The organism is Pseudomonas cavernae (genome assembly GCF_003595175.1).
Lineage (GTDB): Bacteria > Pseudomonadota > Gammaproteobacteria > Pseudomonadales > Pseudomonadaceae > Aquipseudomonas > Aquipseudomonas cavernae.
The window spans coordinates 2114957-2137640 of sequence record NZ_CP032419.1 but is presented as its reverse complement, the minus strand read 5'-3'; the positions used below and the strand labels follow the sequence as shown (position 1 = coordinate 2137640).

General features: G+C 63.6%; 20 protein-coding genes and 1 pseudogene. 12 read left to right on the top strand and 9 right to left on the bottom strand.

What is annotated here, in order from left to right; all coding sequences use genetic code 11:
- Positions 1–15: 15 nt before the first annotated feature.
- Positions 16–1281: a hypothetical protein gene (locus D3880_RS09890; protein ID WP_119893299.1), complete on the bottom strand. Its 1266-nt coding sequence runs from the start codon at positions 1279–1281 to the stop codon at positions 16–18.
- Between the two features lie 369 nt (positions 1282–1650).
- Between D3880_RS09890 and oprI the strand changes: the two genes are divergently transcribed.
- On the top strand, positions 1651–1902 hold the full coding sequence (gene oprI, locus D3880_RS09885; RefSeq protein ID WP_119895709.1) for an outer membrane lipoprotei OprI: 252 nt from the start codon (positions 1651–1653) through the stop codon (positions 1900–1902).
- A gap of 138 nt (positions 1903–2040) precedes the next feature.
- Here oprI and D3880_RS09880 read toward each other — a convergent pair whose 3' ends face one another.
- The 3 genes from D3880_RS09880 to D3880_RS09870 all read right to left on the bottom strand — a co-directional run bounded on the left by D3880_RS09880 (position 2041) and on the right by D3880_RS09870 (position 4018).
- Entirely contained in the window at positions 2041–3000 is a 960-nt protein-coding gene (locus D3880_RS09880) for a L,D-transpeptidase family protein (protein WP_119893298.1), read from the bottom strand.
- Positions 3001–3073: 73 nt separating this feature from the next.
- The gene (locus tag D3880_RS09875; protein ID WP_119893297.1) at positions 3074–3355 is read right to left on the bottom strand and encodes a hypothetical protein; all 282 of its coding nucleotides are present in this window, start codon (positions 3353–3355) and stop codon (positions 3074–3076) included.
- A gap of 57 nt (positions 3356–3412) precedes the next feature.
- Entirely contained in the window at positions 3413–4018 is a 606-nt protein-coding gene (locus D3880_RS09870; protein WP_119893296.1) for an arylesterase, read from the bottom strand.
- Positions 4019–4028: 10 nt separating this feature from the next.
- Here D3880_RS09870 and D3880_RS09865 point away from each other — a divergent pair, with 10 nt between their 5' ends.
- From D3880_RS09865 to greB, 3 genes are read left to right on the top strand one after another with little or no spacing between them, the layout of a single operon-like run.
- Positions 4029–4712 (top strand): ABC transporter ATP-binding protein, encoded by a 684-nt coding sequence (locus tag D3880_RS09865; RefSeq protein ID WP_119893295.1) that lies wholly within the window; start codon positions 4029–4031, stop codon positions 4710–4712.
- A complete protein-coding gene (locus tag D3880_RS09860) occupies positions 4712–7216 on the top strand; it encodes an ABC transporter permease (protein ID WP_119893294.1) in 2505 nt (834 codons plus the stop codon). The genes D3880_RS09865 and D3880_RS09860 overlap by 1 nt, the downstream gene beginning before the upstream one ends.
- Positions 7217–7256: 40 nt before the next feature.
- The gene (greB, locus tag D3880_RS09855; protein ID WP_119893293.1) at positions 7257–7754 is read left to right on the top strand and encodes a transcription elongation factor GreB; all 498 of its coding nucleotides are present in this window, start codon (positions 7257–7259) and stop codon (positions 7752–7754) included.
- A gap of 32 nt (positions 7755–7786) precedes the next feature.
- Here greB and D3880_RS09850 read toward each other — a convergent pair whose 3' ends face one another.
- Positions 7787–8101 carry a class I SAM-dependent methyltransferase gene (locus D3880_RS09850; RefSeq protein WP_119893292.1) on the bottom strand — a complete coding sequence of 105 codons (315 nt, stop codon included), beginning with the start codon at positions 8099–8101 and terminating at the stop codon, positions 7787–7789.
- Positions 8102–8294: 193 nt separating this feature from the next.
- Here D3880_RS09850 and thpR point away from each other — a divergent pair, with 193 nt between their 5' ends.
- The 4 genes from thpR (at position 8295) to D3880_RS09825 (ending at position 12832) form a co-directional block, all read left to right on the top strand.
- Positions 8295–8915: an RNA 2',3'-cyclic phosphodiesterase gene (thpR, locus tag D3880_RS09845; RefSeq protein WP_119893291.1), complete on the top strand. Its 621-nt coding sequence runs from the start codon at positions 8295–8297 to the stop codon at positions 8913–8915.
- 355 nt (positions 8916–9270) lie between these two features.
- Complete coding sequence (locus tag D3880_RS09840) at positions 9271–10200, top strand: lipase family alpha/beta hydrolase (protein ID WP_119893290.1); 930 nt, start codon at positions 9271–9273, stop codon at positions 10198–10200.
- A gap of 187 nt (positions 10201–10387) precedes the next feature.
- On the top strand, positions 10388–11419 hold the full coding sequence (locus tag D3880_RS09835; RefSeq protein WP_119893289.1) for a lipase secretion chaperone: 1032 nt from the start codon (positions 10388–10390) through the stop codon (positions 11417–11419).
- A 471-nt stretch (positions 11420–11890) separates the two neighbouring features.
- Positions 11891–12832: a triacylglycerol lipase gene (locus D3880_RS09825; protein ID WP_119893287.1), complete on the top strand. Its 942-nt coding sequence runs from the start codon at positions 11891–11893 to the stop codon at positions 12830–12832.
- A gap of 66 nt (positions 12833–12898) precedes the next feature.
- Here D3880_RS09825 and D3880_RS09820 read toward each other — a convergent pair whose 3' ends face one another.
- Together D3880_RS09820 and D3880_RS09815 are read right to left on the bottom strand one after the other, a co-directional pair.
- A complete protein-coding gene (locus tag D3880_RS09820) occupies positions 12899–13333 on the bottom strand; it encodes a DoxX family protein (RefSeq protein WP_119893286.1) in 435 nt (144 codons plus the stop codon).
- 106 nt (positions 13334–13439) lie between these two features.
- A complete protein-coding gene (locus tag D3880_RS09815) occupies positions 13440–14858 on the bottom strand; it encodes an MltF family protein (RefSeq protein WP_119893285.1) in 1419 nt (472 codons plus the stop codon).
- 233 nt (positions 14859–15091) lie between these two features.
- On the opposite strand from D3880_RS09815, the gene D3880_RS09810 reads away from it, so the two are divergent.
- Complete coding sequence (locus D3880_RS09810) at positions 15092–15895, top strand: TatD family hydrolase (protein ID WP_119893284.1); 804 nt, start codon at positions 15092–15094, stop codon at positions 15893–15895.
- Positions 15896–15931: 36 nt separating this feature from the next.
- Here the strand turns inward: D3880_RS09810 and D3880_RS09805 are convergent, their stop codons facing one another.
- Together D3880_RS09805 and rlmM are read right to left on the bottom strand one after the other, a co-directional pair.
- Complete coding sequence (locus D3880_RS09805) at positions 15932–16729, bottom strand: acyl-CoA thioesterase (protein WP_119893283.1); 798 nt, start codon at positions 16727–16729, stop codon at positions 15932–15934.
- 254 nt (positions 16730–16983) lie between these two features.
- Positions 16984–18033 (bottom strand): 23S rRNA (cytidine(2498)-2'-O)-methyltransferase RlmM, encoded by a 1050-nt coding sequence (gene rlmM, locus D3880_RS09800; protein WP_119893282.1) that lies wholly within the window; start codon positions 18031–18033, stop codon positions 16984–16986.
- 161 nt (positions 18034–18194) lie between these two features.
- Between rlmM and acnA the strand changes: the two genes are divergently transcribed.
- From acnA to D3880_RS23365, 3 genes and pseudogenes are all read left to right on the top strand, one after another.
- Positions 18195–20936: an aconitate hydratase AcnA gene (acnA, locus tag D3880_RS09795; protein WP_119893281.1), complete on the top strand. Its 2742-nt coding sequence runs from the start codon at positions 18195–18197 to the stop codon at positions 20934–20936.
- 150 nt (positions 20937–21086) lie between these two features.
- Positions 21087–21368: pseudogene (locus D3880_RS23370) on the top strand (PAS domain-containing protein); the annotation flags it as partial.
- Positions 21369–21734: 366 nt separating this feature from the next.
- Positions 21735–22652 (top strand): methyl-accepting chemotaxis protein, encoded by a 918-nt coding sequence (locus D3880_RS23365; protein ID WP_420800868.1) that lies wholly within the window; start codon positions 21735–21737, stop codon positions 22650–22652.
- Positions 22653–22684 lie beyond the last annotated feature (32 nt).

Here is a 22684-nt window from a genome sequence, read left to right as displayed (position 1 = left end):
ACTCCTCAGCGGGCCTTAAAGCATGACCCTTACCTTATCGATCTTTTCCAGCCGAAGAAACATCTCCGCGCTTCCCGAGCCGAATTGGACACTGAGAAACGCCTTTCCGTTCTCCACCTTATGCAAAACACCTTGATAGTAAGCGCCGTCATGGGTGATGAACTGCAAGCGCTTGCCGGCATACTCGGACAAACTGGAAACGTTGACGAACTCATATTGCGGCGCTGCACGGGTAGCCTCAACTTTTTCTGCAACCACCACCTCATGCGCCCCTGACTGCTTGCCGGCGGTCGGTTCGGCCCAGGCAAAACCCAGCGGGCTCACCAGCTGCTGATTGACCAGCAGCACCGGGCGCATCATCGCCAACACGTCTTTTGCCGCAAAGAACTGCAAGCCATCCCAACTCATGCCCTCGCTAGGATTGAGCTCCAGGCGCAGGGACTGTGGATCCTGCAGGTACTTCCGATATGCCTCCAGAACCGGGGCATCAAGGGCAATACGCTGGCTACGCAACACCCGATCGAATTGATCGGCTGCAGTCTGTACGTAGGCTTCGCTCGACTGACCAAGCTTAGCAGCACAATAGGCCTGCACCTTGCGCTGATACTGGTTGTCGTTCAACTCCAGCGTCCACATCGCTAGACGCGGCGGATTCACGCGCAGATCGCCTGGATTCTCCGACATGTTGGCCAGTGACATGCTCAGCCGCATATCCAGCATGTCACGGGCATCGGCAGTCATATTAAATGTCAGTGTTTGCGCACCGGGCTTAAACAGATAAGAGATCTCAGCATCAGTTTCAAAAGTGCGATAGCCCATCTCCAGCAATTCAGTAGTACCAATGTGACGAATCTTGCCGCAGGCGACTTCACTCATCGCCGTAAATACGCTGCGCTCGGCGGGCATGTCATACAGCTGCTGCATGAAGGGACCGTGGACATCCAGGGCCATCCCTTTGAGAGTCAAGGCCATCTGCTCGGGAAACTTGCCCTCGGCCAAGCGCTCTTTAAAGCGCAATAGCTCGCCCAGGCCGTTGAATTTCAGTTCTGCATGCGCCACTCGCACGCTATCGCCCAACGCCGGAACCCGCACATTCACCTTCTCCAGCCCTACGCGGCCATCGAAGGACGAAGTGATACCGCCGTAGCTGATATCCATAACAGGTGACAAGCGCGCAATGGCATCTTCCATAATCGAGCGCACAGACAGCCAGAGTGACAACTTGATCAGCAGTGCAATCGCCAATACAGAAAGCAGACTCCATTTAAGAATCTTCGACATTCAGACGTCCTTGATGCGAGCTGTGAATTGGGGAGAGGCGCAAGCCAACTCTGACCGCGAGCTTATCAGCGCGGCAGGTTGCCAGTCACCACGCTGCCCTATCGGCCACCCTCTTAGAAACGTGACCGGGCGCACACCTGAATTTCTGCTACAAAGATAAGGATGCTTGAGCGCCTCATAGGCCATGCTGGATGTTTTTTATACAATCGCATTACCAGTTGCTTACGAAACACTCAATCAGCTGAAAAAAACTGCCGTCCTAGCGCTCCGTCAGTTTACTTACTAAAAGTAATGGGTAGTATGTAGGCCGGCTAATTCCTCGAGCTCGGGGAGTTGCTTTTATGGAATATCCACCTTAAGGGGATCATGATGAACAACGCTCTGAAATTCTCTGCTCTGGCATTGGCCGCAGTACTGGCTACCGGTTGCAGCAGCACTTCCAAAGAAACTGAAGCCCGTCTGACTGCGACTGAAGACGCAGCTGCTCGCGCTCAAGCCCGCGCTGACGAAGCCTATCGCAAGGCTGATGAAGCTCTGGCTGCCGCTCAGAAGGCTCAGCAAACTGCTGACGAAGCCAACGAGCGCGCCATGCGTATGCTGGAAAAAGCCAGCCGCAAGTAATAGCCCCACAGGCTATAAAAGCCGACCCAGTATCTGGGTCGGCTTTTTTATTGCCTATAATTTGACCAGCGCAAATATGCAGCAATAAAAAACCCGCTGATGCTTCGCACACAACGGGTTTTAAGTTAGCGCCGCAGCTCAAAAAACAGCGGGGGCACTGCTTGCGACGGCTGCTGCCGGTTCAGCAATTTCCACAGGCAGACCATCCTCGGCAGCGACAACCTCGCGTACCACATCCCAATTCAGACGCAAATTGCCAGCCAGATCTTCACGCTTGATCAAGGCATTGATTACCGCTGTATGTTTGTCGACCACTGAAGGCTCGCCATGATCATCGAGCGGGGTATGGGCTTCCAGGTAAATCTTCCCGTTACTGACCCCAAACTTGTAAGGATCGTTAAGAATTCGCACCTTGGTGCCTACCGGTGCCATCTTGGCGAGCTCAAGAACATTCGGGTTGAGCATGCGGAAACAACCATGGCTCACACGCATGCCAATACCGAACTTCTTGTTCGATCCATGAATCAGGTAGCCCGTCACGCCAAGGCTGAACTTGAACGGCCCCAGGGGGTTGTCGGGTCCTGGCGGCACAACAGTTGGCAGTGGATCACCATCGGCGGCGTGCTCTTCACGGATCGACTTGGGTGGATACCAGGCCGGATTCGAGGTTTTCGCGATAACGGTGGTCTGGGCCACCGGCGAGCCCCAACCTTCGCGACCAATCCCCAAAGGAAAGGTGTGCACGACATTCTGCCCTTTCGGATAGTAGTACATGCGATATTCCGCCAGGTTGATGACAATGCCCTCGCGTGGGCCGGGCGGCAGGATGTAGCGGGTCGGCAGCACTATCTCGGTGCCTTCGCCCGGCAGCCAAGGGTCGACCCCCGGGTTGGCCGCCACCATTTCCAGATAGCCCAGATCGTTGGCCACGCCGATGTCGGCAAAGGTGTCCTCATACTTGGCTTTGATCACCTGCACCTGGCCAACGATATCTTCGCCAGGCGGCGGCAAGGGCAACTCTAGGGCTGCAACTGGGCCGACTGCAAACAATGCGGCGAGTGACAGCGAGCGGGTGACGGTAGGAACACGCAACAACATCCGGAAATCCTTGACATAATAAACGACGGAAAAGGTAGCAATTGTACACCGCCAGTCCATGCGCTGGGAGGGTTCAGAAGCCCGACCAGTCCGGACGCTCGCCGCTTCGCTGCGCCTGCAGAGTCGCATGGCAGGCCGGACACAGGCGTTTGTCACGCAGCGCTGGCCTGTTCAGACCTGACCAGCGCGGTTGCGCCGGCAGCAGGCCGCCACAGAGAGTGCGGTCGGCGTACCACCCTAGTTCGAGCTGGCGCGCGACCAGATGCAGGCGTACCTCGCGACAAGCGAAAAGATCCAGCTGCTCGTCTGGCTCAATCACTTGATAGGCATGCAAAGACCAGGCGGGACGGGGCATCGAAGGCTCCTGAGCAGGGGGCGCCACATTAGCCGAAAGGCTGTGTGCGGAAAAGTCTCAGAGCAAGGGTTTCAATGTCGGCCAGAGGTTATCCAGCAGTCGCGGCTGCGCCGTGGCGGTCGGGTGAATGCCGTCGGCTTGGATCATCCCGGGTACGCCGCCAACCCCCTCGAGGAAGAACGGCACTAACGACACCTGCTTTTGCTCGGCCAGCGCCTGGAACACCTCGGCGAAGGCATGGGTGTAGCGCTCACCATAATTGGGCGGCAAACGCATACCCAACAACAACACCTTGGCGCCGTTGCTGCGAGCACTGTCGATCATCGCGGCAAGATTCTGTTGCAATTGCGCCGGGGGCTGACCGCGCAGACCATCGTTGCCGCCCAGTTCGAAAATCACTAGGTCTGGACGATGCTCCGCCAGCAACGCCGGCAGCCGTGCGAGGCCGCCCGCACTGGTGTCGCCGCTGATCGAAGCGTTGACCACCCGGTAGTCGAACCCCTCTTGTGCCAGGCGCTTTTCCAGCAAGGCGACCCAACCCTGGCTGGTATCCAGGCCCAAAGCGGCGCTGATACTATCGCCGACGACCAGCACTGTGCCTGCAACGGCGCCTTGAGCCCACAGTAGCAACATCAGGGCACTGCCCAACCACCAGCTACGCATTGGATTCTCCATGAGCACAAGCATTCTGACTGCGCAGAACCTTAGCAAAGTGGTCCCCTGCGCGGAAGGCGAGCTGACCATCCTCGACGACCTCTCCCTCGTGCTGAACCGCGGCGACAGTCTGGCGATCGTCGGCACTTCCGGCTCGGGCAAATCCACCCTCCTCGGTCTGCTCGCCGGCCTCGACCTACCCAGCGCGGGCGAAGTCACCCTGGCCGGACGCAACCTCGGCGCGCTCGATGAAGATCAGCGCGCGCGGGTACGAGCGGAACACACCGGTTTCGTCTTCCAGTCCTTCCAATTGCTCGACAACCTCAATGCACTGGAAAACGTCATGCTGCCGCTCGAGCTGGAAGGCCGCCGCGATGCCCGTGCCCGCGCGACCGAGCTGCTCGGACGGGTCGGCCTGGGCGAACGGCTCAGCCATTCGCCGCGCCACCTGTCCGGCGGCGAGCAGCAGCGAGTGGCCATCGCTCGCGCCTTTGCCGCCGAGCCGGATGTGCTGTTTGCCGACGAGCCGACCGGCAACCTCGACAGCCAGACCGGCGAGCGCATCAGCAACCTGTTGTTCGAGCTGAACCAGGAACGTGGCACCACGCTGGTATTGGTGACCCATGACGAACGTCTGGCCCATCGCTGCCGGCGTCTGATCCGTCTGGAAGGCGGTCGCCTGGTCGACCACGTGGAGCCCTGATGGCCGGCATGTCCCTGTCCCGCTTGGGCGCCCTCGCCTACCGGCAACTGCTCCGTGACGCCCGCTCCGGCGAGTTGCGCGTGCTGTTCTTCGCCCTGCTGGTGGCCGTCGCCGCCAGTACCGCCATCGGTTACTTCGGCGCACGTCTGAACGGCGCCATGCTGCTGCGCGCCACCGAATTCCTCGGCGCCGATCTGGTGCTCAACGGCAGTTCACCAGCAACGCCTGAGCAGATCGACAGCGGTAAGCGTCTGGGCCTGGAGCATGCACAGGTGGTCGAGTTTTCCAGCGTGATCGCCACCGACAATGGCATCCAGCTGGCCAGCGTCAAGGCGGCGGGCAGCGCCTATCCCCTGCGTGGCCAGTTGAAAAGCGCCGCAGCGCCTTATCAGCCGGAAAGCGTCGGCAAGGGGCCGCAACCCGGCGAGGCCTGGGCCGAGGCGCGCCTGTTCGCGGCCCTGAACCTGCGAGTCGGCGACCCGATCGAGGTCGGCAACAAGACGCTGAAACTCAGCCGCGTACTGACCTACGAACCGGATCGCGCCGGCGACTTCTATAGCCTGACGCCACGAGTGCTGATGCATCTCGCCGACCTCGCCGCCACCGGCATCGTCCAGCCCGGCAGCCGTGTGCGCTACCGCGAGCTGTGGCGCGGCAGCCCACAGGCGCTGGCGGACTACCGCCGCGCGGTCAAACCCGACCTGACGCCCAGCCAGCGCCTCGAAGACGCCCGCGACGGCAACCGCCAGATCGGTGGAGCGCTGGCCCGCGCCGAGCGCTATCTGAACCTCGCCAGCCTGGCGGCGGTGCTGCTCGCCGGGGTCGCGGTCGCCTTGTCGGCCGCACGTTTCGCCGCCCGGCGCTTCGATGCCAGCGCCCTGCTGCGCTGCCTGGGGCTCTCGCGCCGGGAAACCTTAGGGCTATATAGCCTGCAGTTGGCGCAGCTCGGTTTATTGGCCAGCCTGTGCGGCGCCCTGCTCGGCTGGCTGGCGCAACTGGGGCTGTTCCATCTCCTGCAAGGCTTGCTACCCGCTACGGTACCGCCGGGCGGTCTGCTGCCGGCGCTGGCCGGCATCGCCACCGGCCTGGTCGCATTGGCCGGCTTTGCTCTACCGCCACTGGCCGCCCTCGGCCGCGTTCCGCCGCTGCGGGTACTGCGCCGCGACCTGCTGCCGTTGCCGCCGAGCGCCTGGCTGGTCTATGGCGCTGCCGTGCTGGCCCTCGGCCTGATCATGTGGCGCCTCAGCCTGGATCTACGCCTGACCTTAGGCTTGCTCGGTGGTGGTCTGGTCGCCGCTGCGCTGCTCGGCGGGCTATTGCTGTTCTGCCTGCGCGGTTTGCGCCGTTTGCTGGCGCGCGCAGCCCTGCCCTGGCGTCTAGGGCTGGGTCAGCTATTGCGTCATCCCCTGGCTGCAGCCGGCCAGTCGCTGGCCTTCGGCCTGATCCTCCTGGCCATGGCGCTGATCACCCTGCTGCGCAGCGAACTGCTGGACACCTGGCAGGATCAGTTGCCGGCCGATGCCCCCAATCACTTTGCCCTCAATGTGCTGCCCGCCGAGAAAGACGCGTTCGCTGCCCGTCTGGCCCAACTCTCGTCACATCCGACGCCGCTCTATCCGGTGGTGCCGGGACGGCTGGTGGCCATCAACGGCGAGCCGGTACGGCAGGTCGTCAGCAAGGACAGCACCGGTGACCGCGCCGTTCGCCGCGACCTCAGCCTCACCTGGGCCACCGAGCTACCGGAAAGCAACCAGCTGACCGCCGGCAGCTGGTGGAATAGCGCCCATGCCAGCGAGTTGCCCGGCGTCTCGGTGGAAGCCAAGCTGGCGGAAAGCCTGCGTCTCAAGCTGGGCGATCGCCTCAGCTTCAACGTCGGCGGGCTCGAGCGCGAGGCCCGGGTGAGCAGCTTCCGTCTGGTCGATTGGGACAGCTTCCAGCCCAACTTCTATATGGTCTTCGAGCCCGGCACGCTGCAGGATTTGCCGGTCACCTACCTGACCAGCTTCTATCTGCCGCCGCACCATGAGCAGCAGCTGGTCGAACTGGCCCGTGCCTTTCCGGCCGTCACCCTGCTGCAGGTCGATGCCCTGCTGGCGCAACTGCGCAGCATCCTCGCCCAGGTCACCCTGGCGGTGGAATATGTCCTGCTGTTCGTGCTGGCCGCCGGCCTCACCGTGCTGTTCGCCGGCCTGCAGGCGACCCTTGACGAACGCATCCGCCAGGGCGCCATGCTGCGCGCCCTCGGGGCCCGGCGCCAGTTGCTGGCCAGCGCGCGCCGCGCCGAGTTCGCCGTGCTCGGCGCCGGCAGCGGCATACTGGCGGCGCTGGGCTGTGAACTGGTGAGCTTTCTGCTGTATCGCTTCGCCTTCGATATGAACTGGCATCCGCATCCCTGGCTCCTGCTGTTGCCGCTGATAGGTGCCCTGCTGATCGGTGGTGCCGGCATGCTGGGCACTCGCCGGGCCCTGAATGCCAGTCCGCTCAGCGTGTTGCGCGAAGGTTGAGCTTGGTAAACTGTGCTCTTCCCCCCAGTAGCCGAACCGCATGAGTCGTTATCGTCCACCGCGCAGCGCGGGCACACCGCTGATCACTCCCGAAGGCGAAGCACGGATGCGCGCCGAACTGCATGAGCTCTGGCACGTGCGCCGCCCGCAAGTCACTCAGGCGGTCAGCGAGGCGGCAGCCCAGGGCGACCGCTCGGAGAATGCCGAATACACCTACGGCAAGAAGATGCTGCGCGAGATCGATAGCCGTGTGCGTTTTCTCAGCAAGCGCCTGGAAAACCTCAAGGTCGTCAGCGAACGCCCTTCCGATCCGAGCAAGGTGTATTTCGGCGCCTGGGTGACCATCGAGGACGAAGACGGCGCGGAGTCGCGCTATCGCATCGTCGGCCCGGACGAGCTGGATCTGAAGCAGAACCTGATCAGCATCGACTCGCCACTGGCGCGCGCCATGATCGGCAAGGCCCTGGACGCCGAAGTGCGGGTGCAGACTCCGACCGGCGAGAAGACCTGCTATATCGTCGACATCCACTATCCCTGAGCACTTGCGCGACCATCGCGAGCCGGTCTGAGCTAGGCCCGGCGGCGGGTAATCAGCCCCTGGCGGGCGACCCGGATCAGCTCGCGCACCAGCTCCGGCAATTGCTCGCGGCTTGGGGCCTGGACCACGGCCAGGTCGAAGCTATTCGTCGCAAAGCGCGCCAGCGATTCGCCTTCGTGGGCGAACTGAATCAGCAGGGTGCGCGGCTGGCTCCAGCGCTTGGGCCAGCCCTCGAGATAACGCAGCAGGGTCGGCTGGTGTTCGCCGCTGAGCAGTATCTTGGGGTTGCGCAGAATCGGCCCGCTGGTGATCGGGGCCAGGCGAATGAGTGGTTGGGGACAGGTCATGGTGCGCGTCTCCGCCTCGGGAATCCCGCTGGGCAGCGGTGAGAGGCGACACCGAACCAGCGTTTTAGCGGTATTTCGATGCCTTCAGAGAAGACCTCCGCGCCCCGCAAGTAGCTGTTTAAATCGGCGCTTGAGCGGCATCCTAGGAAATCTCGCGCGATACTGTCAAGGCAACCAATCCGGGAGCCTGCCCATGACTACGCCGCCCCTGCGTCTGTTCTTCGCCCTGCCCTGCCCGCCCGAACAGGCGCAGGCCATGGTCGACTGGCGCGATAGCCTGTCCACGCACAGCCGCCCGGTAACCGCGAACAACCTGCACCTGACGCTGATATTCCTCGGCGCGCAACCACGCGGCCGCCTGCCCGAGCTGAAAGCCTTGGCCGCGTCCATCGATGGGCACAGCTTCCGGCTCCAACTCGACCGACTGGAGCGCTGGAATAACGGTTTGTTGCACCTTGCTCTCAGCCAACCGCCCGAAGCGTTGCTGCAATTGGTGCATGAGCTGCGCGAACGGCTGCAACTGGTAGGCTTCAACCTGGAAAGCCGGGCGTTCCATCCCCACCTGACCCTGGCCCGGCATTGTTCCCGGCTGCCGGCCGGCCCAGCTCCCGCATTTGCCTGGCAGGTCGAGCACTTCGCCCTGTTCGTTTCGGAGAGCAACGCCAAAGGCACGCGTTATCGGGTACTGAGCCAGTGGCCGCTACTGCCGCCCTCACGGAACAACGATGCCGCCGTCGGCCACAAACCAGGCGGTAACACAGCCCGCGACTCGCAGGGTGATGGCGAGTCCAACAGCCAAAGGATGACCGACTAGTCACACAACTGGGTTAACCCACCGATCCCCAAGCCGCAAAAAACCTCCACCCGTGGCGGCTTTTCTGCTTCTAGCAGGCCCAAACACCGTCGCAGACGCCGATTTTCTGCTGCAACAACGCTACGGTTGGAGGCAAATCGCAGCAGCGGGCGCTTCCCCATGTAACAAGATCTATGCCCCCGCCAGCCCGGTGAAAAATCGCGTTTCGACAAAGAAGTGCAGTCCAGAGCCGCGCGTGCCAATCGCCAGGAAATGGCATGTTTCCTGCCATCCCTCCTGCACTCACCCATGGAAGGGTGAAATGGGCAGGCAAGGCCTTGCATCTCGCCCGAACTCCAACCCTGAAGAGCACACAATGAATAAGAAAAATACCCTCCTCGCCCTGTGCTTCGGCGCCAGCATGGCACTGTCAGCTCAAACCCAGGCCGGCCTGCTCGATTACACCAAGACCAAATACCCGATCCTGCTGACCCACGGCGTCCTCGGCTTCGACCGAATCCTCGGCGTCAGCTACTGGTACGGCATTCCCCTGGCGCTCGGCTCGGGCGGCGCCGACGTGCACCTGACCGAAGTCAGCCAGCTCAACAGCACCGAACTGCGCGGCGAGGAACTGCTCCAGCAGGTCGAGGAGATCATCGCCATCACCGGCAAGCCCAAGGTCAACCTGATCGGCCACAGCCACGGCGGGCCGACCGTGCGATATGTCGCCTCGGTGCGTCCGGACCTCGTGGCATCGGTTACCAGCGTCGCCGGCCCCAGCCAAGGCGTACCACTGGCCGACATGATCGCCAACCAGCCTGCAGGCTCCACGGACTTCCTCAATAGCGTGAACAATGCGCTGGCGGCTTACATCGACTTCCTCTCGCCGGGGGATCCGTGGACTGCCCAGGATGCCGCCACAGCGCTGGCCTCTCTCGATACTCCCGGGATCACCGCCTTCAACGCCCGCCATCCGCAGGGCGTGCCGACCACAGCCTGCGGCGAAGGCGCCTATGTGGTGAACGGCGTGCGCTACTACTCGTTCAGCGGCACCAGCCCGCTGACCAACGCGGCCGATGCCGGCGATGCCCTTTTGGGCCTGACCTCCGTCGTCTTCGATGGTGCCCCCAACGACGGCCTGGTCGGCGCCTGCGGCTCACACCTGGGCATGACCATCCGCGACGACTATCGGATGAACCACCTCGACGAGGTGAACCAGACGTTCGGCCTCACCAGCCTGTTCGAGACCGATCCCAAGGTCGTCTACCGCCAGCAGGCCAACCGTCTGAAGAACGCCGGACTGTGACCGCGTCTGCCGGGACGCCACGGCGTCCCGGCCCCCATGGGCGTTACGCGACGTAACCGCCCCAGCCCTCAGCGAATCGGCCAGAATGCCGCAAGCCCCGCCCCACAAGGCTTTTCGCGAAGCGGCGGCACGCTGGCATGGCTTGTGCTAACTCTTCGTCACTCCGACCTTTGCCAAGGAATTGTCCGTGAAGAAACTGCTGTTGCTGCTGCCCGTGCTATTCATCGCCGCCGTGGCCATGTTTCTCCTCCAGCAGCCCATACCGGCTCCGGAGGCCCCCTCTCGCACCAGCGAAACCACTGATGCATCCAGCGCCACCCCGGCTGCCGAGCCCCAGGCGCCCACCAAGACATCCGCGCTGCCGCCCAGTGTCGTGCCACTGCCCCCCTCCTTTCGCGGCACCGAGGTGGACGGCGGCTTCAGCATCGACGAAAGTGGCAACCTGCTGATCACCCAGGACATCCGCCGCCTGTTCGACTACTTCCTCAGCGCCATCGGCGAGGAACCACTGAAGACCAGCATCAAGCGGCTGCGCGACTACATCGCCGCCGTTCTGGACGAGCCGGCCGAAGGCCAGGCCCAGGCACTGCTCGACCAGTACCTCAGCTACAAGCGCGAGCTGGTGTTGCTGGAGCGCGACCTGCCGGTGCTCAACGATCTGGACGCCATCCGCCGCCGCGAGACAGCGGTCCACGACCTGCGCGCGCGCATCTTCAGCCCCGAGGCGCACCAGGCGCTCTTCGCCCTGGAAGAGGCCTACAACCGCTTCAACCTCGAACGCCTGGCGATCAGCCGCGACAGCAGCCTCGACGCCGCAGCCAAGGGCACCGCCATGGATCGCCTGCGCGAAAGCCTGCCGACGGAACTGCAGGACAGCGTGTTGCCGCAGCTGCAGAGCGAACTGCTGGCGCGCACCGCCGAGTTGCAGGCTCAGGGCGCCAGCGCCGAACAGATTCGAGCCATGCGTCAACAGCTGGTCGGCAGCGAAGCGACCACTCGCCTGGAGACGCTGGATCAGCAACGCGCCGCCTGGAAGCAGCGGGTCGAGGCCTACAGCGCCGAGAAAGCCAGGATCGCGGCCCAGGATGGGCTGAGCGAGGCCGACAAGCAGGCCGCCATCCGGCGTCTGGCCGAGGAAGGTTTTGACGAGCGCGAACGGCTGCGTCTAGAGGCCGCCGAGCAGATGAACAAGGCCCGGCAACAACCGAGCAAAAGCTGAAGAGTGCTCCTGTGCCACCTAGGGTCTGTTGACGTTTCGTCACGGCCGCGACGGAGCCTGTTTTTGCGCGGGGCTAGGCGCGAGACGCGAAGTTTGGTCGTTTCAAATGAGCGTCGAGCAACGATGCGCCGCGCAAAAACAGACCTGTCTCTGCGGGTTGCGCGGCAACGCGGTTCGTGACGAAACGTCAACAGACCCTAACCTTCGGCTAGGTGGAAGGCATCTTCTGACAACCGGCTGGGAACCTCGCGCCTAACCAACACCCGCGCGTTTCAGCCTGTAACAGACATCCAGGCTGGACTCCTTGCGACTTCTCGCCCCGGCATCGCCCCAGGGCTTGCACCAGAGCCTTCTCCATTCCGCGCCCGAGAACATGGCACGCTTCCTGCCTTTTCGTCGTCAGCCTCTGGACGAGGCCATCCCCAGGGAGCATGGAAGCCTGCCCGCGCCCCATTTATCTCGAGAGCGCCCATGAACAAAAACAAGACTCTGCTCGCCCTCTGCCTGGGCACCGCCTGTGCCTTCAGCGGGCCGGCCCAAGCGGGACTGTTCGGCTCGTCCGGCTATACCCAGACCCAGTACCCCATCGTCCTGGCCCACGGCATGCTCGGCTTCGACAGCATCCTCGGCATCAACTACTGGTACGGCATTCCTGGCGCGCTGCGCAGCGACGGCGCTAAGGTATACGTCACCGAAGTCAGCCAGCTGGACACTTCCGAAGCCCGTGGCGAACAGTTGCTGGCCCAGGTCGAGGAGATTGTCGCCATCAGCGGCAAGCCCAAGGTCAACCTGATCGGCCACAGCCATGGCGGCCCCACCGCCCGCTACGTGGCCGGGGTGCGCCCGGACCTGGTCGCCTCGATGACCAGCGTCGGCAGCCCGCACAAGGGCTCGGCCACCGCCGACTTCCTGCGCCAGATCCCGCCGGACTCGGCCGGGGAAGCGATCCTCGCCGGCATCGTCAATGGCCTCGGTGCACTGATCAACTTCCTCTCCACCAGTCCGAGCACCACGCCGCAGAACGCCCTCGGCTCGCTGGAGTCGCTGAATAGCGCCGGCGCGGCGGTGTTCAACGCCAAATTCCCTGCGGGCATTCCGAGCAGCGCCTGCGGCGAGGGCGCCTATTCGGTGAATGGCGTGCGCTACTACTCGTGGAGCGGCACCAGCCCGCTGACCAACGTCCTGGACGTCAGCGACCTGATGCTCGGCGCCAGTTCGCTGACCTTCAGCGAGCCCAACGACGGCCTGGTCGGCCGCTGCAGTTCGCACCTCGGTCAAGTCATCCGCGACAACTACCGGATGAACCACCTCGACGAGGTCAACCAGACCTTCGGCCTCACCAGCCTGTTCGAGACCAATCCGACCACCGTGTATCGCCAGCAGGCCAACCGCCTGAAGAACGCTGGGCTGTAACGCGACAGACGTCACCTAAACGACAAAAGCCCGCATCATGCGGGCTTTTGTTTGACTCGCTCAGGCTCAGCTGGCGATGCGGCGATCCAACGACAGCTTGCCGGCGCCCTCGATCAGCAGCACGGCGCTGATCAGGCCGAGGATCATGGCGTACTCGTAGCCATTCTCGGTGATGAAGAAGCCATTGACCCAGTGCACCGCGAAAATCGCCACCACCATGTTCACGATCAAGGCGAGGGCTGCCGGACGAACCAACAGGCCCAGCACCAGCGCCATGCCACCGAAGAACTCGGCACTACCGGCCAGCAACGCCATCAGGTAGCCGGGGGTAAGACCGATGCTTTCCATCCACTGGCCGACACCGGCCAGACCGTGACCGCCGAACCAGCTAAACAGTTTCTGTGAGCCGTGGGCGGCGAAGGTGAGGCCGGTGACCACGCGCAGCAGCGTGATGCCGTAACCGGCCTGAGTAGCGAAAACAGCTTTGAGCGCGTTGTTCATGGAGCGAGGGTCCTTTGGCTGAGAGGGTTAAGTTGAGGCTAGCCTAAATTATTAATCCGTTTAAAAAGGCGCAAAAAATCCGCCATACCTATCGAAAAATAGGCGGTTAGCGTGAGCTAACCCGTCGCCCCTGCCGTTCCAGCGAATCGCGCTCGCGGTCATACGCCAGGTAGTACTTGTTCACCGCACTGACGTAGCTGGCCACCCCCATACCCAGCTGCTCCATGGCAATACGCTCGACCTGGAAGAACCACTGATTGCTGTTCAGGCCGCGCCGGCGCGCCTCCGCACGCAGACCTTGCACCCGTTCCGGCCCCAGGTTGTAGGCCGCCAAGACAAACGCCAGGCGTTCACGCTCGGTGATCTGCCGGCTACTGAAATAGTTGCGGCGGATCATCGCCAGGTACTTGGCACTGGCCTTCACATTGCCATCAAGCGCCTGCACGTTGCCAACGCCCACACGGCGCGCTGCCGCCGGCGTGATCTGCATCAGCCCGGTGGCCCCGCCAGCCCCGCGTGCGGCAGGATTCAGGGTCGACTCCTTGAAGGCCAGCGCCGCCAACGCCAGCCAATCGAAGTCATTCTGCTCGGCATAGCGCTGCAGGACCGGGCGGACCTTCTCCAGGCGCTGCCGATCGGCCAGCGCCAACGGCGAATGCACCCGATACAGACGCCGATAGACCCGCTGAAAATCGGCATCCTGATCGGTGGGCACATGGTAGGTCTTGATGAAGCGGTCGACACTGGCGCGCAGCATGGGTGCATCGCGGCGTACGAACCAGCTCATGTCGCCTTCATTGGCCAAGACCAATTGCTTGTCGATGCGCAACTTGGGCATGACCTTGGCCCAGCGCTCGGCGATGGGCAGCTCTACCGCGCTACGCGGGAGAATGCCGGCCTGGACCAGTTCCAGCACATCCTCGACCGCCAGACTGGGGTCGACCCACTCGATCATCATCGGCGCCAGCCTGCGCTGCGCCAGTTTCTGGTTGACCGCCCGCAGCGCTTCATCCGCCGCACTGCCCACCGGCAATGCCAGGCTGCGCCCAGCCAGTTGTTCCAGGCGCTGATAGCGCCGGTCACCCTGGCGACTGACCAGCACGATCGGCACGTTGTTGCGGAACGCCGCGGTGGCACTGACCTGCTGGCCGCTACGGGCGCTGAGCAGCTCCCCCGGCGCGACCAGGTCGCCCTCGCCGCGCTGCAGGGCCGCCAGCAACTGGTCCTTGGCCTTGGGGATGATCTTCAGGGTCAGCGGGCGGCCATCGCGGGATTTGCTGTTGAGGTACTGCTCGAACGCCCGCAGGCGGTGATATTCGATGCCGATGCTCTGGCCCTTGACCGCGCCAGAACTGTTGCGACTCTGATTGACCAGCACGCGCAATACGCCGCTGCTGCGGATCTGCGCCAGATCGCGGGCATTGCCCGACTGCTGCCAGGTTTCCGGCGGCCCGGCCAGGCGCGCAGCCGCCGGCAATGGCAACAGCGCCAGCAGACAGAGCAGAAACAGCAGCGGTCGCGTCATCGTGTCTCCGGGGCAGATCGGTTTAAACCACTGAAAGCCGATCGTCTGAGAGCGTTGCGCAATCGGGGAGTTCCCCAACACGCGGGGCGCGGAGGTTGGCACAGCAGGTCGCGTGACGCCAGCCCCACCCACTATCCAACATTAATAGTTAACGTTAACTATATGTATTTGTTAGTTTTATTTATGAGAAACGCGCTCTGTTATGCTGCACGGCTCAGTTTCGAGGTAGCACCATGCAACTCATCGACATCGGCATCAATCTGACCCACGCCAGCTTCACCCAGCAGCTTGAAGCCGTACTGGCCCGCGCTTACGAGGCCGGTGTCTGCCAGCTGGTTCTCACCGGCACCAGCCTGGCCGGCAGCGAACAATCCCTGGCCCTCTGCCGGCAACTGGATGAAAGCAGCGAACGGCTGTTCTGCACCGCCGGCGTCCATCCGCACGATGCCAGCCACTGGAACAGTGCCAGCGCCAACCAGTTGCGCGCGCTACTGCGGGAGCCTGAGGTACGCGCGGTCGGCGAATGCGGGCTGGACTTCAACCGTGACTTCTCGCCGCGCCCTGCACAGGAAAAGGCGCTGGAGGAACAGTTGGCACTGGCCGTGGAACTGCAGTTGCCGGTGTTCCTGCATGAGCGCGAGGCCGATCAACGCCTGCGCGAAATCCTGCGCGACTACCGTGACCGCCTACCGGCGGCGGTGGTGCATTGCTTCACCGCCGATAAGCGCGCGCTGTTCAACTACCTGGATATGGACCTGCACATCGGCATCACCGGCTGGATTTGCGACGAGCGCCGCGGCACCCATCTGCATCCGCTGATGCGGGAAATCCCCCAGGGTCGCCTGATGCTAGAGAGCGATGCGCCCTATCTGTTGCCGCGCAGCCTGCGGCCAAAACCCAAACACGGCCGCAACGAGCCCGCCTTTCTCACCGAGGTCCTGCAGGAGGTCGCCCGTCATCGTGGCGAAAGCCCGGAGCAAGTGGCCGAGCACACCACGGCCTGCGCGCGGGCGTTTTTTCGTTTGCCGGCGATCTGAACGGGTGAAGGTCAACTCCGTCCTTCTCCGCCCGTCCTAGCCGAACACCGCCACCGTCTGCCGGCTAATCGCCACCAACTCGCCGCTCGGGGTCCGCAGCTTGGCGGCGACATGGCCATAACCGTCTTGGGCATGGTCGATCTCCGCCAGGTACTGGCACCAGTCCAGGGTGCTCAGGGTCGGCGCCGGCTGGACGAACTCTATGGTCCAGGTCAGCGAACTGCCCGGCGCCTTCTGGCGCAGGTGCGGCAACACGGCCGGCGGCCAGGCATCGACCAGGGCCAGCAGGTCGGCTTCGTCCACCGGCCGGGCCTCGGTTTCGGTGCGAAAGCGCACCCAGCCGCCCATCTGCCGCTTCGGTGTATTGGTGAATGGCATGCCGCCAACCGCCCAGCGCATCGCCAGGTGCTGGGTGAATTCCGGCGTCACGCCTTTCACATAGGGCAGCTCCATGGCTTCCTCGGCGGGCTTCATCGCCGGAGCCAGTTCGGCCTCGACCTTGATCGCCGACTCGCGCGCGCCGCCGAAGCTGCCTTGCACCAAGGTCACCACCTGACCGTCCTGCACGGCGCGGCCAAGCACCTGGCTGACGGCCTTGCCTTCGCGCAGCACCTCGACCTCGAAACTCACCGGCGTATCGACCGCCAGCGGGCCGACGAAGGTGATTGCCAGCGAACGCACCGGACGCCCGGCGGGGACTTTGGCACGCATCGCCTCGTACACCAGCGCCGCCGCCAGCCCACCGAAACCGGCCCGGCCTTGCCCCCAATGACTCGGCACCACCACGTCGTTCGGGTTGCCACGCACCGCCCGCATCAATTCGGAAAAATTCATTACCACCTCGCCACTGAAATGCCCTGCGATCTTAGGGGATCGCACAGGACTAGCGATACCCAACCTAAAGCGGCTATCCCGCCAATCAAGAGGGGGAATGATGCAAGGCGGCGTTTATTGATAAGCAGGTGTTAGCCGCCCTCCCGGCGTTTCCGAGCCCCGATCAGACCGCTCCCTTTGCGGGAGGGTCAGGGTGAGAGAAAGTCCGAACGGCATCGGGCTACGGGCGCTTCACTCCGCCACCCGACGTCCGCTTATAACCGGCGCAGATGGCAGGTCACTTCCTCGCGGTCGTGGTAGAGCTGCTTGCAGGCGATCGACACCTTGATCCGGCGCGCGGCGAAACCGTCCTCAAGCCGCTGCAACAAGCGCCGCACCTCGGCGTAGCGCTGCTTCATCGGCAGTTTGAGGTTGACCACCGCCTCGCGGCACAGGCCCTCGCCGATCCAGGTTTCCAGCAAGGCGGCGTTGCGCGCCGGCTTCTCGACGATGTCGCAGACCATCCAGTCCACCGGCTGCTTCGGCTTCCAGGTGAAACCGTCGACCATCAGATGCTGGACCAGCCCAGTATCCATCAGGCTCTCGGCCATCGGCCCGTTGTCGATGGCGGTCACCAGCATGCCGCGTCGGACCAGTTGATAGGTCCAGCCACCGGGCGCGGCGCCGAGGTCGACCCCCGTCATCTCGCCCGACAGGCGCTCATCCCATTGCTCGCGCGGGATAAAGAAATGCCAGGCCTCCTCAAGCTTGAGGGTCGAGCGGCTCGGCGCCTCGCGAGGGAACTTCAGGCGCGGGATGCCCATCGGCCACAGCGCCGAATTGTTCGCCTCGGCCAGACCGAGGAACACCTCGCGGCCACTCTTGAAGGTCAGCAGCAGGCGCGGCTTGTGACCGTCCTCGACCAGTTTGCTGGCCTTGTTCAAGGCCTTGCGCAGGGGCGCCTCGAACTTCTTGCAGAAGTTGGAAAGCTCCTTGCCGTCGTTGGTGTCGAGCACCTCAAGCCACAGGCTGCCGCAGACCGGGAATGCCGCCAGGGCCTCGAGCAGCACGCTGATGCGGTCGCTTTCCGGCAACTCGACGAAGGTTCCACGCGCCCACTGGCGCGGGAAGATCAGCCGGTTGAAGCGCTGGCCGCGCATCAGGCGCTCGGCGCCGTCCGCCTCGCTGCAGATGAACTCGGCGTAAGCCGTACCGGGCTTACCCTTGGCGTAGCCGGCGACGTTCAGGCGGGCGGCGTGTTCACTGATTTCCGCGCACACCTCGCCCTCGAAACCGGGACGGCAGTGCAATAACAAAGAATTCATCGGGGGTCTCCTCAAGCCGCGCATGATAACGGAGTTAACAACCCGAACGTCGGCGGACAGCCCAGTTAAACAGGCAGGACCACCCGAAGCGGTCTAGGTTGAAGATTCCTGAGCCGATAGCCAGGCCCGTGCCGTGCCGTGCGGGCCAAGAGGAGATAAAAATGCCCTCCCTGGATAGCCTGAACAGCCGCCGTACGCTCGATGTCGACGGCAAGACCTACCACTATTACAACCTCGCCGAGGCCGCCAAGAGCCTCGGCGACATCAGCCGCCTGCCGATGTCGTTGAAGGTATTGCTGGAAAACCTGCTGCGCTGGGAAGACAACGCCACCGTCAGTGCCCATGACATCAAGGCACTGGTGGACTGGCAGACAACCCGCAGCTCCGACCACGAGATCCAGTACCGCCCGGCCCGCGTGCTGATGCAGGACTTCACTGGCGTGCCGGCGGTGGTCGACCTGGCGGCCATGCGCGCCGCCATGGCCAAGGCCGGTGGCGACCCGCAGAGGATCAACCCGCTGTCGCCGGTCGACCTGGTCATCGACCACTCGGTGATGGTCGACAAATTCGCCTCCAAGCAGGCCTTCGCAGAAAACGTCGAGATCGAGATGCAGCGCAACGGCGAGCGCTACAGCTTCCTGCGCTGGGGCCAGCATGCCTTTGACAACTTCAGCGTGGTGCCGCCGGGCACCGGCATCTGCCACCAGGTCAACCTGGAATACCTCGGCCGCACCGTCTGGACCAAGGACGAGGACGGCCAGACCTTCGCCTTCCCCGACACCCTGGTGGGCACCGACTCGCACACCACCATGATCAACGGCCTCGGCATACTCGGCTGGGGCGTGGGCGGGATCGAGGCGGAAGCGGCCATGCTCGGCCAGCCGGTGTCGATGCTGATTCCCGAGGTGATCGGCTTCAAGCTCACCGGCAAACTACACGAAGGCATTACCGCCACCGACCTGGTGCTGACCGTCACCCAGATGCTGCGCAAGAAGGGGGTGGTGGGGAAATTCGTCGAATTCTACGGCGACGGCCTCGCCGACCTGCCGCTGGCCGACCGCGCCACCATCGCCAACATGGCCCCGGAATACGGCGCCACCTGCGGCTTCTTCCCGGTCGACGAGATTACCCTCAGCTACCTGCGCCTGTCCGGCCGTCCGGAGAATACCGTCAAGCTGGTCGAGGCCTACTCCAAGGTCCAGGGCATGTGGCGCGAGCCCGGTCACGAACCGCTGTTCAGCGACAGCCTGGAGCTCGACCTGGGTAGTGTCGAGGCCAGCCTGGCCGGTCCCAAACGTCCGCAGGACCGCGTCGCCCTGCCGCAGGTGCCCAAGGCCTTCGACGACCTATTCGGCCTGCAACTGAAGTCGAGCCCCAACGAAGAAGGTCGCCTGCTCGACGAGGGCGGCGGCGGAACCGCGGTCGGCGGCACCTCCCATGTCGGCGAAATCGACTACCAATACGAAGGCGCCACCCATCGCCTGAAGAACGGTGCGGTGGTGATCGCCGCCATCACCTCCTGCACCAACACCTCCAATCCCAGCGTGATGATGGCGGCCGGCCTGCTGGCGAAGAAAGCGGTGGAGAAAGGCCTGCAACGCAAGCCCTGGGTGAAGAGCTCGCTGGCGCCCGGTTCCAAGGTGGTGACCGACTACCTGAACGCCGCCGGCCTGACGAGCTATCTGAACGAGCTGGGCTTCGATCTGGTCGGTTACGGCTGCACCACCTGCATCGGTAACTCCGGACCGCTGCAAGAGCCGATCGAGAAGGCCATCCAGCAGGCCGATCTGGCCGTCGCCTCGGTGTTGTCCGGCAACCGCAATTTCGAGGGCCGCGTGCATCCACTGGTGAAGACCAACTGGTTGGCCTCGCCGCCGCTGGTGGTGGCCTATGCCCTGGCCGGCAGCGTGCGCCTCGACATCAGCAGCCAGTCGCTCGGCACCGACAAGCACGGCCAGCCGGTGTATCTCAAGGACATCTGGCCCAGCCAGGCGGAAATCGCCGCAGCGGTGCAGAAGGTCGATACCGCGATGTTCCACAAGGAATATGGCGAGGTGTTCGCCGGCGACGCCAAGTGGCAGGCGATCCAGGTGCCACAGACCGATACCTATGTCTGGCAGGACGACTCCACCTACATCCAGCACCCGCCGTTCTTCGAGGATATCGGCGACGCCCCGCCACACATCGGCGACATCCACCACGCCCGCATCCTCGCCCTGCTCGGCGATTCGGTGACCACCGACCACATCTCCCCGGCCGGCAACATCAAGGCCGACAGCCCGGCCGGCCGCTACCTGCGAGGGCATGGCGTGGAGCCCAAGGATTTCAATTCCTACGGTTCGCGGCGCGGCAACCATGAAGTGATGATGCGCGGCACCTTCGCCAATATCCGCATCAGGAACGAGATGCTCGGCGGCGAGGAAGGCGGCAATACTCTGCACATCCCCAGCGGCGACAAGCTGGCGATCTACGACGCCTCCATGCGCTACCAGGAGGAAGGCACGCCGCTGCTGATAGTCGCCGGCAAAGAATACGGCACCGGTTCGTCGCGCGACTGGGCGGCCAAGGGCACCAACCTGCTGGGCATCAAGGCGGTGATCGCCGAAAGCTTCGAGCGCATCCACCGTTCCAACCTGGTGGGCATGGGCGTGCTGCCGCTGCAGTTCAAGGACGGCCAGGACCGCAATAGCCTGAAGCTGAGCGGCCGCGAAAACCTGGACATCTGCGGCCTGGACGGCGTCGAACTGCACCCGAAGATGCACCTGACCGTGGAGGTGCATCGTGAGGACGGCAGCCGCGACAGCTTCGAGGTGCTGTGCCGCATCGATACCCTCAACGAGGTGGAGTACTTCAAGGCCGGCGGCATTCTGCATTACGTGTTGCGGCAGCTGATCGCCGGGTGATTCCGGCAACAGAACTGTGAACGCGGTCCAATCGGATTACACTGCCGCCCCTAAAACGACCGGACTAATCGTCCGGTCTTTTTTTGCCTTCCGGCTCAAATTTTCCCAGTGGCGGCCGATCACTGGTTATCCACCTTATGGACAAGCCCCATGCGTAACAATCAACCCATCACCCAACGCGAACGTACCTTCCCTGCCCAGCAGCGGCTGATCTCCACCACCGACCTCAAGGGGCAGATCACCTACTGCAACGACGACTTCGTCGCCATCAGTGGTTTCAGCCGCGACGAACTGCTGCACGCCCCGCACAACACCGTGCGCCACCCCGACGTGCCGCCAGCCGTGTTCGCCCATATGTGGACGACGTTGAAGAAAGGCCGGCCGTGGATGGGCATCGTCAAGAATCGCTGCAAGAGCGGCGACCACTACTGGGTCAACGCTTATGTCACCCCGGTGCTGGAAAACGGCCAGGTGGTTGGCTTCGAGTCGGTGCGGGTCAAACCGACGGCAGAACAGGTACGCCGCGCCGAGGCCTTGTATCAACGGATCAATGCCGGCAAGTCGGCGGTCCCGGCCAGTGACAGCTGGTTGCCGCTGCTGCAGTACTGGCTGCCTTTTATATTGACCGCCGCGCTGGGCAGCTTGATCGGCAATTGGCTGGGTTCCGGCTGGGGCCTGTTGCTGGCCGCGGCGCTGGCGATCCCGCTCGGTCTGTTCAGCTTGAACTGGCAGCAGAGCGGCCTGCGCCGGCTGCTGCACCTGGCCGAACAAAGCACCTCGGACCCGCTGATCGCGCAGATGTACACCGACAGCCGCGGCTCGCAAGGACGACTGGAGATGTCGATCCTCAGTCAGGAAGCGCACTTGCGCACCTGCCTGACCCGCCTGCAGGACACCGCCGAGCACCTGACCCAGCAGGCACGCCAGGCCGACAGCCTGGCGCAAAGCAGCTCCGGCAGCCTCGAGCGCCAACGTGTCGAAACCGAGCAAGTCGCCACGGCCGTCAACGAAATGGCCGCAACCACTCTGGAGGTGGCCAGCAATGTCGCGCGTACCGCCATCGCCACCCAGGCGGCCAACAATCTGACCAACCAGGGACGCACCATCGCCGCGGAAACCCGTGAGGCGATCCAGCGTCTGTCGCTGTCGGTCGGCGAAACCGGCGAAACCGTCACCCGCCTGGCCCAAGACAGCAACGAGATCGGCGGCGTGGTCGATGTGATCAAAGGCATCGCCGACCAGACCAACCTGCTGGCTCTCAACGCCGCCATCGAAGCCGCCCGCGCCGGCGAGATGGGTCGCGGCTTCGCCGTGGTCGCCGACGAGGTGCGCTCGCTAGCGCAACGCACCGCCGAGTCCACCGAGCAGATCCACCAGTTGATCGCCAAGCTGCAACGCACGGCCGAAGAGGCGGTGATGACCATGGAGATCGGCCGCCGCCAGGCCGACGAAGGCGTCGAGCGCGTGCAGCAGGCCGATCAGGCGCTGGCCGGGATCGGCGATGCGGTCGCCAACATCACCGACATGGCCAACCAGATCGCCGCCGCCGCGGAAGAACAAAGCGCGGTGGCCGACGAGATCAACCGCAACATCACCACCATCGCCCAACTGGCCGACCAGACCGCCGGCGAAGCGCAGAACACCGCGCAACTGAGCCGGGAACTGACCGCCACTGCGCACAATCAGTCGGCACTGGTGGAGCGCTTCAACCGTTAAAGCCAGGCCGTAGGGTGGAAAACCGCGAAGCG

What these genes read in the sequence shown, in the direction of transcription:
- D3880_RS09890 (WP_119893299.1), bottom strand. Translation starts at nt 1,281, where the DNA reads ATGTCGAAGATTCTTAAATGGAGTCTGCTTTCTGTATTGGCGATTGCA.
- oprI (WP_119895709.1), top strand. Translation starts at nt 1,651, where the DNA reads ATGAACAACGCTCTGAAATTCTCTGCTCTGGCATTGGCCGCAGTACTG.
- D3880_RS09880 (WP_119893298.1), bottom strand. Translation starts at nt 3,000, where the DNA reads ATGTTGTTGCGTGTTCCTACCGTCACCCGCTCGCTGTCACTCGCCGCA.
- D3880_RS09875 (WP_119893297.1), bottom strand. Translation starts at nt 3,355, where the DNA reads ATGCCCCGTCCCGCCTGGTCTTTGCATGCCTATCAAGTGATTGAGCCA.
- D3880_RS09870 (WP_119893296.1), bottom strand. Translation starts at nt 4,018, where the DNA reads ATGCGTAGCTGGTGGTTGGGCAGTGCCCTGATGTTGCTACTGTGGGCT.
- D3880_RS09865 (WP_119893295.1), top strand. Translation starts at nt 4,029, where the DNA reads ATGAGCACAAGCATTCTGACTGCGCAGAACCTTAGCAAAGTGGTCCCC.
- D3880_RS09860 (WP_119893294.1), top strand. Translation starts at nt 4,712, where the DNA reads ATGGCCGGCATGTCCCTGTCCCGCTTGGGCGCCCTCGCCTACCGGCAA.
- greB (WP_119893293.1), top strand. Translation starts at nt 7,257, where the DNA reads ATGAGTCGTTATCGTCCACCGCGCAGCGCGGGCACACCGCTGATCACT.
- D3880_RS09850 (WP_119893292.1), bottom strand. Translation starts at nt 8,101, where the DNA reads ATGACCTGTCCCCAACCACTCATTCGCCTGGCCCCGATCACCAGCGGG.
- thpR (WP_119893291.1), top strand. Translation starts at nt 8,295, where the DNA reads ATGACTACGCCGCCCCTGCGTCTGTTCTTCGCCCTGCCCTGCCCGCCC.
- D3880_RS09840 (WP_119893290.1), top strand. Translation starts at nt 9,271, where the DNA reads ATGAATAAGAAAAATACCCTCCTCGCCCTGTGCTTCGGCGCCAGCATG.
- D3880_RS09825 (WP_119893287.1), top strand. Translation starts at nt 11,891, where the DNA reads ATGAACAAAAACAAGACTCTGCTCGCCCTCTGCCTGGGCACCGCCTGT.
- D3880_RS09820 (WP_119893286.1), bottom strand. Translation starts at nt 13,333, where the DNA reads ATGAACAACGCGCTCAAAGCTGTTTTCGCTACTCAGGCCGGTTACGGC.
- D3880_RS09815 (WP_119893285.1), bottom strand. Translation starts at nt 14,858, where the DNA reads ATGACGCGACCGCTGCTGTTTCTGCTCTGTCTGCTGGCGCTGTTGCCA.
- D3880_RS09810 (WP_119893284.1), top strand. Translation starts at nt 15,092, where the DNA reads ATGCAACTCATCGACATCGGCATCAATCTGACCCACGCCAGCTTCACC.
- D3880_RS09805 (WP_119893283.1), bottom strand. Translation starts at nt 16,729, where the DNA reads ATGAATTTTTCCGAATTGATGCGGGCGGTGCGTGGCAACCCGAACGAC.
- rlmM (WP_119893282.1), bottom strand. Translation starts at nt 18,033, where the DNA reads ATGAATTCTTTGTTATTGCACTGCCGTCCCGGTTTCGAGGGCGAGGTG.
- acnA (WP_119893281.1), top strand. Translation starts at nt 18,195, where the DNA reads ATGCCCTCCCTGGATAGCCTGAACAGCCGCCGTACGCTCGATGTCGAC.
- D3880_RS23365 (WP_420800868.1), top strand. Translation starts at nt 21,735, where the DNA reads ATGTACACCGACAGCCGCGGCTCGCAAGGACGACTGGAGATGTCGATC.